12 protein-coding genes and 1 pseudogene are annotated in these 15463 nt (G+C 53.7%); 12 read left to right on the top strand and 1 reads right to left on the bottom strand.

Annotation, left to right across the window (positions count from 1 at the left end; genetic code table 11):
• Positions 1 to 349: 349 nt before the first annotated feature.
• A complete protein-coding gene (locus FHW66_RS17470; RefSeq protein ID WP_183381103.1) occupies positions 350 to 1309 on the bottom strand; it encodes a LysR family transcriptional regulator in 960 nt (319 codons plus the stop codon).
• A 154-nt stretch (positions 1310 to 1463) separates the two neighbouring features.
• On the opposite strand from FHW66_RS17470, the gene FHW66_RS17465 reads away from it, so the two are divergent.
• From FHW66_RS17465 to FHW66_RS17410, 12 genes and pseudogenes are all read left to right on the top strand, one after another.
• The gene (locus FHW66_RS17465) at positions 1464 to 1703 is read left to right on the top strand and encodes a hypothetical protein (protein ID WP_183381102.1); all 240 of its coding nucleotides are present in this window, start codon (positions 1464 to 1466) and stop codon (positions 1701 to 1703) included.
• Between the two features lie 579 nt (positions 1704 to 2282).
• A complete protein-coding gene (locus FHW66_RS17460; RefSeq protein ID WP_183381101.1) occupies positions 2283 to 2603 on the top strand; it encodes a hypothetical protein in 321 nt (106 codons plus the stop codon).
• 271 nt (positions 2604 to 2874) lie between these two features.
• A complete protein-coding gene (locus FHW66_RS17455; protein WP_183381100.1) occupies positions 2875 to 3642 on the top strand; it encodes a class II glutamine amidotransferase in 768 nt (255 codons plus the stop codon).
• Positions 3643 to 3859: 217 nt separating this feature from the next.
• Positions 3860 to 5284 (top strand): chromosomal replication initiator protein DnaA, encoded by a 1425-nt coding sequence (dnaA, locus tag FHW66_RS17450; protein ID WP_183381099.1) that lies wholly within the window; start codon positions 3860 to 3862, stop codon positions 5282 to 5284.
• Positions 5285 to 5560: 276 nt separating this feature from the next.
• Entirely contained in the window at positions 5561 to 6667 is a 1107-nt protein-coding gene (gene dnaN / locus FHW66_RS17445; protein WP_183381098.1) for a DNA polymerase III subunit beta, read from the top strand.
• 182 nt (positions 6668 to 6849) lie between these two features.
• Complete coding sequence (gyrB, locus tag FHW66_RS17440) at positions 6850 to 9348, top strand: DNA topoisomerase (ATP-hydrolyzing) subunit B (RefSeq protein ID WP_183381097.1); 2499 nt, start codon at positions 6850 to 6852, stop codon at positions 9346 to 9348.
• 359 nt (positions 9349 to 9707) lie between these two features.
• Positions 9708 to 10331 (top strand): hypothetical protein, encoded by a 624-nt coding sequence (locus FHW66_RS17435; protein ID WP_183381096.1) that lies wholly within the window; start codon positions 9708 to 9710, stop codon positions 10329 to 10331.
• Between the two features lie 100 nt (positions 10332 to 10431).
• A pseudogene (locus FHW66_RS17430) lies at positions 10432 to 10800 on the top strand (helix-turn-helix domain-containing protein); the annotation flags it as partial.
• Positions 10801 to 11152: 352 nt separating this feature from the next.
• On the top strand, positions 11153 to 11575 hold the full coding sequence (locus tag FHW66_RS17425) for a helix-turn-helix domain-containing protein (RefSeq protein ID WP_183381095.1): 423 nt from the start codon (positions 11153 to 11155) through the stop codon (positions 11573 to 11575).
• A gap of 298 nt (positions 11576 to 11873) precedes the next feature.
• The gene (locus FHW66_RS17420; RefSeq protein WP_183381094.1) at positions 11874 to 12476 is read left to right on the top strand and encodes a TnsA endonuclease N-terminal domain-containing protein; all 603 of its coding nucleotides are present in this window, start codon (positions 11874 to 11876) and stop codon (positions 12474 to 12476) included.
• Positions 12457 to 14424 carry a DDE-type integrase/transposase/recombinase gene (locus tag FHW66_RS17415; protein WP_183381093.1) on the top strand — a complete coding sequence of 656 codons (1968 nt, stop codon included), beginning with the start codon at positions 12457 to 12459 and terminating at the stop codon, positions 14422 to 14424. The genes FHW66_RS17420 and FHW66_RS17415 overlap by 20 nt, the downstream gene beginning before the upstream one ends.
• A gap of 14 nt (positions 14425 to 14438) precedes the next feature.
• A complete protein-coding gene (locus FHW66_RS17410; RefSeq protein WP_183381092.1) occupies positions 14439 to 15458 on the top strand; it encodes a TniB family NTP-binding protein in 1020 nt (339 codons plus the stop codon).
• Positions 15459 to 15463: the final 5 nt, after the last annotated feature.

Below are 15463 nucleotides of genomic sequence, written 5' to 3'. Positions count from 1 at the left end.
AAAAACCATTCGATCACGCGCTATTGCCCGCCCAACAAGTCTTTGCGGCATATTTCCATCAGTCAATTCATCATATCTGCGCGCCCGGCACGCCTGTCATTGCCAGGCAGAAAACTAAAAATACAGAGTAGTCGGTGGTATTCGTTTGTGGCTTTATCCACATTAACGGAGGCGTTGCAGGATAGCCCCGGGCAATGCACAAAAATAGCTTGAGCAGATACCAGCGCTGCGACTTTTACGCGCGCATCAAACCGGCAATGAAGCAAAGGAAAGAGGTAAAACAGGAAGCACAACATGATCAAACAGTCATGTTGTGCAAGGTAGGATCAGAGGGACAGGATCAGCAGTATCACTGCGCCAGGTTGAAGCGCCCAAACTGCTCATGCGTGGTGGTTACCAGGTGAGCGCGTAACCATTTGTGGGCAGGGTTGCGTGCATCGCGCTCATGCCAGAGCATATCGACGTGTTCGTCGGGTGTCTTGAACGGCAACTCCTTGACCACCAACGCTTCAGTCATACCCGTGGCGGCAATCAGATGGCGCGGCAAGACGGTGATCAGTTCTGAACTGGCAACAATCCGGCCAGCAGTGAAGAACTGGTTGACCGTCAACAAAATGCGCCGCTCCCGGTTCATGCTCGACAACACATCATCGATCACGGCATGTGGTTTGCCTGACAGACTCACCAGCAAATGGTCGGCCGCACAATACTTGTCCAGCGTCAGTTCTTCATTGGCCAGCGGATGACTCTTGTTCATCACGCAGACATATTGACCGGTGTAAAGCCGCTCATGGCTGATCTGACTTTTTACCATGCCTTGTCCATCGGCCAGTTGCGCTGTCACCCCCGGGAAAAAACCGACCGCCAGATCCACATCGCCGCGCAACAGCATCGCCCGCGGGTCACGGGTGGTCAGCGGCATCATGCGAATTTTGATCCGAGGAGCATCGCGCATGATGGTCCGTACCAGCGACGGCAACCACAATGCCGCCGTTGCATCGACCATCGCCATGCGAAACGTATTTTGTGCGCGCGAAACATCGAAGGTCTCTGGTGTAATCACCGCTTCCAGCTCCGACAAGGCACGGCGTACCGTCGGCCATAGTTCTTCGGCACGCGGTGTCGGCTTGACCCCATGGGCGGTCCGGATCACCAGTTCATCATTGAGTGTGTCGCGCAAACGCCGCAGGGCATTGGACACCGCCGGCTGCGTCATTGCCAGCAAGTTGGCTGCGCGTGTCAGATTTTGCTCAGTCATGACGGCGTCAAAGACCCGCAAAAGATTCAGATCAAGTGTAAGAAAGCTCATGTCAGCCGCGCCAGATTAAGGGTTGCGGGAGGGGGTAGGGGTAAAAAACACTATTCACACCAACTATAACTGATATCTCAAAAGGAAATTGGTAAAGCGAGTATGCCATCACTATACTGCACTGCAACATCCCCTCTTTTTCAAGGAGTGCATCATGAGCACAATGAGCGCAAGCTATTCAAGCAAGACCAGTACCGGCTTTGGCACCAAGATCGGCGTCGCACTGCGTAACCTGTTCGTCAGTTTCGTCAAGGCGCACGAAGCACAAGCCGGTTTGCTGGCAGCGGATCAACACATCAACGGCATGGCCCAATTGAACCGTTTGGCCAATGAAGTTGAGTCGAGCCAACCAAATTTGGCAACAGAACTGCGTTTTATCGCCGGTCGCGGTTAATTTTGCTGTCGTTTTTTGTGGTAATAAGTGGTCGGAATTCCGACTACATGGCGATACCGAAGTACAAACAGTAATACTACATTGCAGATGACTGTAATGAAGTAGTAATGAAGCAGCAATGAGGCAAAGATCGTCTCTTTTTATTTTTGCCAGGGGATTGAGAAGGTTTTCCTTCGGCAATACCGCTGGTATGTTGGTGAGCCAACATGATTCACTTCGCCGCGCCAGTCGCCGGCCCAGTTCCAGTCTGCTGCTGAACTTTGCTTCAGCAACAAATGCTACGGCGCCATTGTGTGTCACTCGCATTTTCTGAACCGTGTCTCCTCTTCCCTCGCTGAGGGAAGGCTTACCCCGCTAACCTTGTTGTGCGGGGATTTTTTTGTTTTCAGCACACCAAGCAATGATTCATTACCAGTTTTGGTGATGGGAATTCACAACGCTATTCATATTTCATATATCTGATATCCCAACTCGAAATTGGAAAACTACGAGTTGACTCTTTATACTGCAACGCAACAGATCAGATAAATCAGCGCTAATGACAGCGCCCAACAGTTCGATATCAGGAAAATCAATATCATGTCCGCCTTCACCATCGCCTTTCCAGTTGAAGCAGCTGTTCCGGTTGCACAGCAAGTGATCGGTGCAACCATCGCCATGATCCGCCCGCTGCTGGGTCTGGGCATGATGGTCACGTTGCTGATGGTATTCAAGCCGCTGGTGCTTGGCATGATGCGCGCAGTGATGGTGTTCTTTGTGCCACGCAAGTCGCTTGAAGATCGTGTCTCGCAACACCGTTTCAAAGGCGTCAAGATGTTGAACCGCATGGCCAGAGATTATGCTGGCTCACAACCGAATTTTGCAGCAGAACTGCGCAACCTGGCAGGCCGCGATTTTTAAGCTGGCCCATTTGCTTGAACCCAGTTCTGTTTTTTGAAAGTTAAGTAGTACGAACCGCGTCTCCTCCTCCCTCTTTAGGAAGGATTTACCCCACGAACCAAGTTCGTGGGGTTTTTTTTGTCCATCGCACTGCCGCTCCTGTTTATTCGTCTTCCGCCCTGGTGGATGGCGTGATACCGTGAAGCCTGTACGCTTTGTATCAATTGATACAGACCTCCGAGCATGTTTTCCATCACTCCAACAAACTCTGATTTACTGCTAAACCGCGACCATGTGCCAGCTACTCGGGATGAACTGCAATACCCCCACCGACATCATGTTCAGCTTTACCGGGTTTGCCAAACGCGGCGGCCTGACTGATCACCACGCTGACGGTTTTGGGATCGCCTTCTTTGAGGGCTCTGGCGTGCGTACCTTTGTCGATTACCAGTCTGCAGTCACCTCGCCGGTCGCCGAACTGATCAAAAATAGCCCGATCCAATCCAAGCACGTCATTGCGCACATTCGTAAAGCCACTCAGGGACGCGTCACGCTGGCAAATTGCCATCCGTTCGTGCGCGAATTGTGGGGACGTTATTGGGTTTTCGCCCACAATGGCGATCTCAAAGAATTCACGCCCTCCCTCGACGGCCCGTATCGGCCAGTCGGCACCACCGACAGCGAACTGGCGTTTTGCTATCTGCTGCAACAATTACGCGAACGTTTTGGCGACCATCAACCTGCATTTGATGATCTGCATGCCACCATCCGCGAGATCGTCGACGATATTGCCCGTCACGGCACCTTCAACATGCTGCTTTCCGATGGTTCCGCCCTGTTCGCGCATTGCTCGACCAACCTGTACTACGTCCTACGCCAACATCCGTTTGGCTCGGTGCATTTGTCAGACGAAGATCTTTCTGTGGATTTCTCTGAACTGGCTGGATCCGAAGACCGCGTTGTGCTCATTGTCACGCAACCGCTGACCACTGATGAGACCTGGATCCAAATGCAAAACGGTGAGCTGAAAGTCTTCATAGACGGGGTTGTTGTCGGATAGACCAGATTTTGGAGCGCATATTTCCGAATGCAATGACAGCGCCTATCGATATACATTTTTACTCTGCCAAAATCGCACTCTGCCTGTGGATAACTTTTCCGGTCAAGGGTAAAATGGCGCCTCTGTTTAACGAACCCGTCGCGCAAGTCATCCACAAGACATCGCCTGCGACAGGTTCAGACAGATCCCCGCAAGTCCCTCACTGATAAGAAGATCCATGGAAAATTTTTGGCAGGCTTGTTCCGCGAAGCTGGAGCAGGAACTGACACCTCAGCAATATAGCGCCTGGATCAAGCCGCTCGCGCCGCTTGATTATGAAGATGGCCGCTTGCGTATTGCTGCGCCGAACCGTTTCAAGCTGGATTGGGTCAAGACCCAGTTCGCCAGCCGTATCACCACGATTGCTTGCGAATACTGGGAAGCCCAGGTTGATGTGGAGTTTGTGCTCGATCCACGTGTCGGCGCTGCCCGCCGCGCCGCCGCTGTTGCCGCTGGTACTTCACCGGCCAACACTGGCGGTCAAGCTGGCGCCTTGCTGGCGAGCATGCTTGATGGTTATCCGACCGGCATCCAGGAAGCACTGGTTGAGCCGCCGCCGCCGCCGGTCGCACCGCGTCAGGAGTTGTCGCGCATCAACTCGGTACTCACCTTTGACAACCTCGTCACCGGTAAAGCCAACCAGCTCGCCCGTGCCGCCGCGACTCAGGTTGCCAACAATCCGGGCATCTCTTACAACCCGCTGTTTCTGTATGGTGGTGTCGGTCTGGGCAAGACCCACGTGATTCACGCGATTGGCAATCAGGTGTTGGCCGACAATCCCAATGCCAAGATCCGCTATATTCATGCCGAGCAATACGTGCGCGACGTGGTGACCGCCTATCAGCGCAAGGGTTTTGACGATTTCAAGCGTTACTACCACTCGCTAGACCTGTTGTTGATCGACGATATTCAATTCTTTGGCGGCAAGAGCCGCACCCAGGAAGAGTTTTTCTATGCTTTTGAAGCCCTGATCGCGGCTAAAAAGCAGATCATCATCACCAGCGATACCTACCCCAAGGAAATCAGCGGCATGGATGACCGCTTGATTTCGCGCTTTGACTCTGGTCTGACGGTTGCCATTGAACCGCCCGAACTGGAAATGCGCGTCGCTATTCTGATGAAAAAGGCTACGCAGGAAGGCGTACAACTGTCCGATGATGTTGCCTTCTTCGTCGCCAAGCACTTGCGTTCGAACGTGCGCGAGCTTGAAGGCGCACTGCGCAAGATCCTCGCGTATTCGCGTTTCCACGGCAAGGACATCACGATCGATGTCGTTAAAGATGCGCTAAAAGACCTCTTGTCCGTGCAAAACCGGCAGATCTCCGTCGAAAACATTCAAAAGACAGTTGCCGATTTCTTCAACATCAAAGTCGCTGACATGTACTCCAAGAAGCGTCCGGCCAATATTGCCCGTCCGCGTCAGATTGCCATGTATCTTGCCAAAGAACTGACCCAGAAAAGCCTGCCCGAAATCGGCGACCTCTTCGGTGGCCGCGACCACACCACGGTGTTGCACGCGGTGCGCAAGATCGCCGCCGACCGTACCAAGAACCCTGAATGCAACCACGAACTGCACGTGCTTGAACAGACACTCAAAGGTTGACCAGAAGGCAAACCAAAAGCCTGACCGAATGCCCGATTCCTGAGGTCAATTTGCTTCCTTAGCGGGACCGTTGATTGATACAATGGCAGGGTTGGTCAGGTTGGCTGCCAGGGTGCTTTATTGTGCAAAAACATTGTCAAAAAAGCATGTTCGCGAGATCGGCGGCAAACCGCACGCAAGGATGGGTCCAACGCAGTCTGAGGCCGAACCTGCAGGCAGAATTTGAAAGCAGCTTTCAGCATCCGGTAAACCACTTCTAGTAAGGATAAAGAGACTATGCAATTGGTCAAAACCCAACGAGATACTCTGCTCCGACCTCTGCAAATCGTGAGTGGTATTGTCGAGCGTCGGCACACATTGCCGATTCTGGCCAATATCCTCATTCGCAAGGACGGCGAAAAGGTATCTTTCCTGTCCACCGACATCGAAGTGCAGATCACCACGCACGCTGACGTTGGATCCGGCAGTGACGTTACCGCTACTACCGTGGCTGCCCGCAAGTTCCTCGACATTTTGCGTGCCCTGCCCGACACCGGTGAGGTCACCGTCACCCTGGCCAACAAGCGTTTGACCGTGCAATCGGGTAAATCCCGCTTTGCCCTGCAAACACTGGCTGCTGAAGAATTCCCCACCGTTGCGCAGGCTGACCAATACAACGCCAACGTCACCCTGCCGCAAAAGACGTTGAAGCACCTGTTCAACATGGTCCATTTCTCGATGGCCCAGCAAGACATCCGTTACTACCTCAACGGCCTGCTGCTGGTCGTCGAAGGCAAGAACGTCATCGCCGTTGCCACCGACGGTCACCGTCTGGCCTTCTGCCAGGTTGCAACCGAACAGGAATTCCCGCGTCAGGAAGTCATCATCCCGCGCAAGACCATTCTGGAACTGCAACGCCTGCTCGAAGAAAGCGACGAACCAGTCCAGCTCGATATCGCCAACAACCAGGTCAAGCTGACCTTCGCCGATATCGAACTGATCTCCAAGCTGGTCGAAGGTAAATTCCCCGACTACACCCGCGTGGTACCGAAGGGTTACAAGAACAACTTCACCATCAGCCGTGATCAGCTGCTGCGCTCGCTGCAACGCGCCGCCATCATGACCAGTGACAAGTTCAAGGGCGTGCGTTGGGTGATTGCACCCGGTAGCCTGAAGATCAGCTCCACCAATGCCGACCAGGAAGAAGCCGTCGAAGAACTCGAAATCGACTACGGTGGCGACAGCGTCGACATCGGCTTCAACGTCACTTACCTGCTCGACGTGCTCAACAACCTCAAGGGCGACTACGTCAACGTTGCCCTCGGTGACACCAACTCATCGGCGCTGATCACCATCCCTGACAATGCCGACTTCAAATACGTCGTTATGCCAATGCGGATCTGATCTCCAGCAACACAGTAGTTACCGAAGGGCCGGCATAAGCGGCCCTTTGGCACTTTTAAGTTTTACCGGTTTTCGTCTTGTTTTGCCGTAATTTGCCGTTCTTTTGTATTTTTACCGGTATTCAGCTCTCACCCGAGCGTGTTTCAAGCGTGTCGTAAAGCGCGATTTTTCAGAAGGTAGCCATGTCCCAAGCCCCTGCAGACAACACCAATCAACCGCAACAAAATCAATATGGAGCCTCCTCCATCCAGATTCTGGAAGGTCTGGAAGCGGTCCGCAAACGGCCAGGCATGTACATCGGCGACACCTCTGACGGCACCGGCTTGCACCATCTCGTGTTCGAAGTCCTGGACAACTCGATTGACGAAGCACTGGCCGGCCACTGCACCGAAATCCACGTCACCATCCACTCCGACAATTCCATCTCGGTCACCGACAATGGTCGCGGAATTCCGACCGGTCTCAAGATGGATGACAAGCACGAACCAAAACGTAGCGCAGCCGAAATCGTCATGACCGAGCTGCACGCCGGCGGCAAGTTCGACCAAAACTCCTACAAGGTGTCCGGCGGTTTGCACGGTGTTGGTGTGTCCTGCGTGAACGGTCTGTCCAAACTCCTGCGCCTGACCATCCGTCGTGACGGAAAAATGTATGCGATGGAATTTGTGCGGGGTATTCCGCAGAATCGTGAAATCGAAATCGTCGACGGCGTACAGGTTTCGCCGATCAAGGTCATCGGTGACACCGACAAGCGTGGTACTGAAGTCCACTTCTGGGCCGACGAAGAAATTTTCACCCACGTCGAATTCCACTACGAAATTCTGGCCAAGCGCATCCGGGAACTGTCCTTCCTCAACAACGGCGTGCACATCAAGCTGACCGATCAGCGTACCGGCAAGGAAGAAGACTTCGCCTTCGAAGGCGGCACGCGTGGCTTTGTTGAATACATCAACAAAAACAAGAGCATCCTCAACCCGACCATTTTCCAGGCCACCGGCGAAAAGCTCTCCGACCAAGGCACCAACATCTCGGTCGACGTCTCCATGCAATGGAACGACGCCTACAACGAGCAAGTGCTCTGCTTCACCAACAACATTCCGCAACGTGACGGCGGCACCCACCTCACCGGCCTGCGCGCCGCGATGACCCGCGTCATCAACAAGTACATCGAAGAAAACGACTTCGCCAAAAAGGCCAAGGTCGAAGTCTCCGGCGACGACATGCGCGAAGGTCTCACCTGCGTCTTGTCTGTGAAGGTGCCAGAACCCAAGTTCAGCTCGCAGACCAAAGACAAACTGGTCTCCTCCGAAGTCCGCGGCCCGGTAGAAGAAATCGTCGCCAAGACCCTGACCGACTTCCTGCAGGAAAAGCCGAACGACGCCAAGATCATCTGCGGCAAGATCGTTGAAGCCGCGCGCGCGCGTGAAGCAGCCCGCAAGGCGCGCGAACTGACCCGCCGCAAAGGCGTCATGGACGGCCTCGGTCTCTCCGCCAAACTGGCCGACTGCCAGGAAAAAGACCCAGCCCTGTGCGAACTCTACATCGTCGAGGGTGACTCCGCGGGCGGCTCGGCCAAGCAAGGTCGCGACCGTAAATTCCAGGCCATCCTGCCACTGCGCGGTAAGGTCCTCAACGTTGAAAAAGCCCGCTTCGAGAAGATGCTCTCCTCCGAGCAGATCACCACCTTGATCGCCACCCTCGGCACCAGCATCGGCCCGGACGAATTCAACGCCGACAAACTGCGTTACCACCGCATCATCATCATGACCGATGCCGACGTTGACGGCGCCCACATCCGCACCCTGCTGCTGACCCTGTTCTATCGCCAGATGCCACAACTGGTTGAACGCGGCCACATCTACATTGCCCAGCCACCGCTCTACAAGGTCAAGGCCGGCAAGGACGAGCGCTACCTCAAGGACGACATCGAAGAAGCGCAATACATGATGCAGATCGCCCTCAATGACGCCGAACTGACGCCAAGCGCAGGCGCTGCCCCGATCAGCGGCGACGCGCTGACCGAGCTGGTCCGCCAATACAACACCGCCAACGCCATCATCATGCGTCTGTCGCGCATGATCGATGACGCCGCGCTGTCAGCGATCATGACCGGCGTCAAACTCAACCTCAACACCGTCGCCGACGCAGAAGCCTCCGCTGCTGCGCTCAAGGCATCGATCAACGAACCCGGCGTTGACGTATTGGTTCGCTCAGACGAACTGACCGACAAGCACACCCTACGCATTCAACGCCTGTACCACGGCAATATCAAGGTTTCCGGCATTGATGCCGACTTCGTCAACGGCCCCGACTATCAGGTGCTCAGCAACGCAGCAGCCACCTTCAAGGGCCTGATCGGACCAGGCGCACTGATCCGTCGCGGTACTGGCGAAAAAATCAAAGAAAGCGCCATCAACGACTTCCACCACGCCATGGCATGGCTGCGCGACGAAGCCGAACGCGGCGTCAACAAGCAACGCTATAAAGGTCTGGGTGAAATGAATCCAGAACAGCTGTGGGAAACTACGATGGACCCGACTGTGCGTCGTTTGTTGAAGGTGCAGATCGAAGACGCGATTGCCGCTGACCAGATCTTCATGACCTTGATGGGCGATGACGTGGAACCACGTCGTGCGTTTATTGAGTTGAATGCGCTGCAGGCTGGGAATATTGATGTGTAATGCTGTAGGATCCAAGAATAGTTGCAATTTGTCCAGGTAGTTGCAACATATTTGTTCCTTGCATGATCGATGCCGCCACGTTCATGGGTGAATAGGCGTAGGCCAGAGTTACTGCGAGTGGCCTACTTCAGTGCGGTAGTCGACGTGCAAAGGCCCGGTTGTATGGCCTAGTCATTAATCTTGGGCGAACGGGCCGCCCGTAACGGCAGTTTGCTTTCAGGCACTCAAATACCACAATTTGCTGCCAATTTACCGTGGGACTTGGCGGTCAAAAGGCACATGTGCCTAAGTTCACCCCGCCAGAGCGATGAAGTTGGCAGATGTAGCTGCTTCAAAATAATTGGACTTAGTTATTCGTAATGAGCACGGATGAATTTAACCACTTCGAAAGTTACGAGTGGCTGGGCCTTTTCAATTACCCGGACAAATCGATCGATTTCCCCGGCAAGTTGACCTACACCCCCGATAAGGGATTGCAGCTGGAATTCATGTGCCAGATGGATTCGAATGCGAAGAAGGTCGGACATCTGCATGGCGTTTTGTCCAGCGGAAGGCTATGCACATTGGTCGGGAATTTTGATCCGCCAAGCTACGGAATGAGTATTGGGAGTGTTTCGATATATCGCGGCAAGCCAAGATTTGAATACGCGATCTTTGGCGTGCACGCCGATCCCTCGGAAAAATTTCGCGGAATACTGATGGATTTTCCAAACTTCCAAGAATTCTTCCATCCCCAAGGGTTTCAAGACTCGGCCGAGTATTCAAATGAACCGCTGCACGTCCATAGCGGCGACGGTCTCGAAGTGTCAGTCATAACTTCCGGAAAGTTCTTTCCCGTCTTTTCCGATTTCGCCAACAGATTCCAAAGCGAAGATCCGGAAGTCTTGCAGGAGATCGAAGAGTTCTTTGCTGACTTGGCGAAAAGGCATCCGGCCGGCAAAATTTCGTCACGGGTCGAAATGAAATGGCTGCTGGAGTGTTGATTTGCACCGAAAATTGACCCACTTAGCCGCATAATTTGCATCGAAAAGTGACCCACGTTTAGCACACAATCCTACTCTTCGAAATGAGTAGGGGAATGGAGTGATTGACGTGGCATTACTAGGAATAATCAGACGCTGGCACCTGCGTGACAAGGTGCCGCTGAGGGAGATCGCCAAGCGGCTCGGCATCTCACGCAACACTGTCAGGCGCTACCTGCGCTCGGAAACCACTGAACCGACCTATGCGGAGCGCCAAACTGCCAGCGCCATCGACCCATACGCTCATCAGCTCGCCGGCTGGCTCAAGACCGAGGCGGCCAAATCCCGGAAGCAAAGACGCAGCCTCAAGCAGCTTCACGAGGAGCTTGTCGATTTAGGCTTCAAGGGGTCTTACGACAGGGTTGCAGCGTTCGCCAGGCAGTGGCGGGAGGGTCAAACTGAGTGGGTCAATTCAGCGCGCAAACGAACAGGTGTTGGTCATCTGGCTTCCAAGTTTGGAAATACCATGTCGCCGGTATTTCCGCGTGGCGCTACTGGAGATCACCGGGCGGCCCTCGATGCCTAGGCATTGACCGATCCCGAATCTAAATCGGGTGAGCATGCGATCGGCACACTGCTAAAGAAGCGACCGGAATTCCTCCATTGTGACGAAAGCGGCGCACATCAATTTCCAGCTAGAAAGAAAACGACTTTAGGCCTCGCAAATGTGCGCGATATATTAATAGCATAATATTCATATAAATCAATGACTTGCGTTATTTTTGGCCTCGATTTAGACTTGTTGGAATTGTTATTTTAACGGTCATTCCAAGGTTTTCAATATGAGCAGCCCTGTTGCCATTTATATACGTAATTTGCGCGTCCAAACCGGCCTGACCCAGCTGGACCTGGCGGGTTTGATGGGATATGAGCAAGCTTATGTGTCTGCGATCGAATTGGGAATCAAAAGCCCAAGTGATGAATTCATTGCAAAATTGATAATTGCGTTGAAGCTCGGCACCAAAGACCAGGAGGAGATAGGTCTGGCCCTGAAGGATTCCAAACGACGATACACGTTACCGCCTGAGGTATCGACGAAGACCTATCTGTTTTGTAGTGCGTTCTGGGAGCGGATCGAGCACCTGCATCCCGCCTTGCTCGATGCGATGTATGAAATGCTGAAAGCGGGAGACAAAGTCGCGGAGCGGCCGATTTATCGTCCGACACGCGTCCGCCGACAATCAAAACGGGAGGCGCCAATGTAAAAACGGGACCAACCTTGCGGCGTGCCCCGTTTTGATGATCGCTGAAACGATCGATACTGCTGCGTGAGAACTGCAGTATCGCGCTTCGGGCCCATCTCGGTCAAGCATCCCCGCTCAATCTGACATCTGAACACCTGGTTCACACCCGGTGAAGGGGCGTTATAACCTCCGATTTCAGTGTTGCTCAATCTACGAACCAATGGCGCGCAGGCCAGGGGATCGCTTTGCCTGCGCCCAAATGACAGGAGGGCATTGGATGGAACCTGTAAGAAAAGTAGTTACGCGAACCGGCAGGAGCATGCGCGGCAAATTTCCGTCGCTAAAAATGGGGCGATCCATCGGATGCGAATCCCGATTGGAAACAGACGCCGCGTTGCTCTTCGAATGGACGCCTGAGGTCCTGCGCTATTACGCACAGCCTTGCCACGAATTTCCGAGCGATGGCATCAACACCTTCCGATACACACCGGATTTTCTTCTGGAAATGGTTGATGGCACCAATATCTACGTGGAAATCAAACCGGCGCAAAAACTCTCCAACCCGACGCTACGGCAGCGGCTCACCGATATCGAGTCGCATTTTCGACGATCAGATCGCGCGTTTCAAATCTTCACGGAGATCACATTGCGCAACGATGTGATCAGGACCAATGCGCGCAAATTGCAGTATCACGCTAGGCGCCTGCCTGAATCCGTCGAGTTTTGGGAAACCTATCATCGCCTGATCCGCAACACGGATCTCACTTTTGGCGACGTTCAACATGCCTTTAATGACCCGCGCCATGCATTTCAGCTGTTGAGCAATCGCTGGCTTGCATTCGATCTTGAATTGCCGTTGACGTCGAATACGCCAATGGTTTTACCAGGACCGGAGGTGCGCCATGTTGCGTTTCAAATTTAAGAAAGGATTGCGCTTTCTACAGGGACAAAAAACCTGGACGCTCTTGCGGCGATTGCCCACGCATAAATTTCAACTTGAGGATGAACAAGGAGTCATCGAACAATTGACCCACGACGAAATTTTCGAGCGCTGGCATTCAAGGGGCTGGGCGATTGACGAAAGCAGCCTGAACGAAAATAGCAGCGTCTTCTATCAGGCAACGCCGCGCGACCTGTCCTCATTCTCGCAAAAACATCAGGACGTAGCCAAAAGGCGTTTTGCTTACCTATGCGAACGTGCCGCGGTCGAGGGTAGTAGCCTACGTTTGCCAGCCTTGGAGAGTCCTATCGTGCCAATACCGCCGGAGCAGAATTCTGAATCCACCGGTCCCAAACCACATCGCACGACGCTCTACCGGTGGCGAATTCGCCTTTCGGCTGGCAAAGACATTGTGTCACTCGTAGACCGCCGCGTGCGCGCGGGGCGCAAACGAAATGCGGTTCTGTATCGTTACTTTGAAGATGCGCTCAATAGTGTGTATCTCACCCCGCAAAAGACAACCAAGGTCGCGGTGTATGAGGAGGTCAGAAGGCAGATCGATCGCTTCAACAAATCGCAGCCGGAAAGCGCCAGGCTGAAAGCCCCATCGCGCGCGACGATTTTCAATTGGTTGGGTGAACTTGATACCTACCTCGTTGACGTGAGCCGCCTTGGAAAGCCGGCGGCCGATCGGCTCCATCGGCGGTCTATCGGATCGGCACCGCCATGCAAGATCATGGAACGCATTGAAATCGATCATTCACCTATCGACGCGATGATCGTCGATAAGGCAACCATGATCGCGATTGGCCGGCCATGGATCACGCTCGCCTGTTGTCGCGCGACTCGCGCGATCCTCGGCTTTTATGTCACATTCAATGCCCCATCTTCGCTTTCCGTCTTGCGCTGCCTGAATCAGGTCATGCTGCCCAAGACGGATCTCCGCAATCGCTATCCTGACATCAAAAACGATTGGCCTATGCATGGCATTCCAGAAGAGGTGGTGTGCGACAACGGCATGGACCTGCATTCCCGCGCGACGGAGGAGCTTTGTTTGCATGCCGGCATTCGACTGACCTACTGCCTACCGGCTGATCCAGGTGCAAAGGGTAGTGTCGAACGGGGATTTCGCAGAATGAATGAAGACCTTATCCACAAGCTGCCGGGCGCCGTGTTTTCCAATCCGGAACAGCGTGGCGACTACCCATCGGAGAAAGAGGCGATTCTGGATCTTGATGATTTGACCTATCTGATCACGAAGTGGATCGTCGATGTGTATCATCAAACACCCCATCGTGAGCTCAAGGAGCGACCGATCGACGTCTGGAACAGGCAAGTGCAGACCGCTCTCATTGAATATCCAGCGCACCACGATTCGTTCCAAATCGCCATCGGCGAACCAGCCGAGCGCACGTTATTCCTGTATGGCATCGAATTCGAAGGCCTGCATTACAACAGCGATGAATTGCAGAACCTTCGGCGCCGCACCGGCGAATCATCAAAAATCAGGTTCAAGTATTTCGATGATGACATCAGTTTCATCCAGGTCTGGGATGAGAACAAGGAGGAATATTTCCGCGTCAACGTGAGCCCCAAGCACAACGACTACGTTTTACGCCTCAATCGCCAAATGCATCGCGTCATACACGCGCATCGCCGGCGGGCCTATCACGAGTTGTCCCAGGAGATGGATCCGCTCCATGCGAAGCAGGAGATCCTGGACATGGTTTCCGAGGCACGCGTGGACAAGAAGATGCGGCAACGCAAACGGGCCGCAGTTCTCCGAGGCCATAGCAGCGAACGCCCGCTGGATTTTCCGTCGGCACTTGATTTCGCCGAGCAAAGATCCCTGCCTTCCAAAAGCAATCCGCCCGAAGATCTCGACGCCGGGCTTGAAGATGAATTACCTGATTACGAAATATCCATCTAACGGAGACGACAATCATGTATGACTTGAACGCACTCGAAAATTTCCAGATCGCAGCAACCGAATTGAATCTGCTGATGCGCGAAATCGATCAACCCTTCTCCGTTCGTAGCAATACCATACCGCATCCTTCATATAGTGCGGCAATCAGGAAAATCGCCGGCCTTCACAAAAAAGGCCTTGAACGTAACCACGGCGGCGGCTTATTGCTGACAGGACATTCGGGGGTCGGCAAGTCAATGGTGCTGAGCTACTACAAGAATCAGTTTCCGACAGAGCAGGAGCCGGACGGCCTTGTGATTCCGGTCCTGTTTGTGATTACGCCCGCAGCGCCCACCGTCAAGAACCTGGCCGAGTCGATTCTGGAAGCGATGGGCGACCCATACAGTGCGAAGGGAAGTTCCGAGGAGAAAACGCGGCGCATCTACCTGTATCTGAAAAAGTGTCGCGTCGAGCTGATCCTGATCGACGAGTTCCAGCATTTTTTCGATACGATACGCCGGTCGGAGACGAGAACCGTGACAGACTGGCTCAAGAATCTGCTGACCGTTGCTAAAATTCCGGTCGTGCTGGCCGGGCTGCCGCGCAGCGAGCTGGTCATCCAATCCAATCCTCAGCTCGCCAGAAGATTCTCATCGCGCTTCAACATTCCGCCGTTCGCCTTTGCCGAGGAGAATTTGCAAAAGCAGTTCCGCGGCATCCTCAAGACTATGCATTCCAAGATTCCATTGACGTGCGTGCCCTTGCACGACGCCAATGTGGCGCGGCGGATATTCATTGCCACTAATGGCGTAATGGATTACATCTGCAAGTTGCTGGACCAAGCGTTTTATCTTGCACGTCGATCGCCAAAACAAGAGATAACGCTGGACACATTAAACCACGCCTTCCTCGACGAGATATGGAAGGACTGTCCCGGCTCACTCAACCCCTTTTCGCCTGTTTCGATACTGCGGCCGTTGATACAAACGGGGGAGCCGTTTGAATCCCATACGCATTCACTCGACGTGCCTCGAGCAATCCGCAAGGCATTATGAAATGG

Source organism: Herbaspirillum sp. Sphag64 (assembly GCF_014192645.1).
Lineage (GTDB): Bacteria > Pseudomonadota > Gammaproteobacteria > Burkholderiales > Burkholderiaceae_D > Herbaspirillum.
This window is presented reverse-complemented; position numbering and strand designations above follow the sequence as displayed.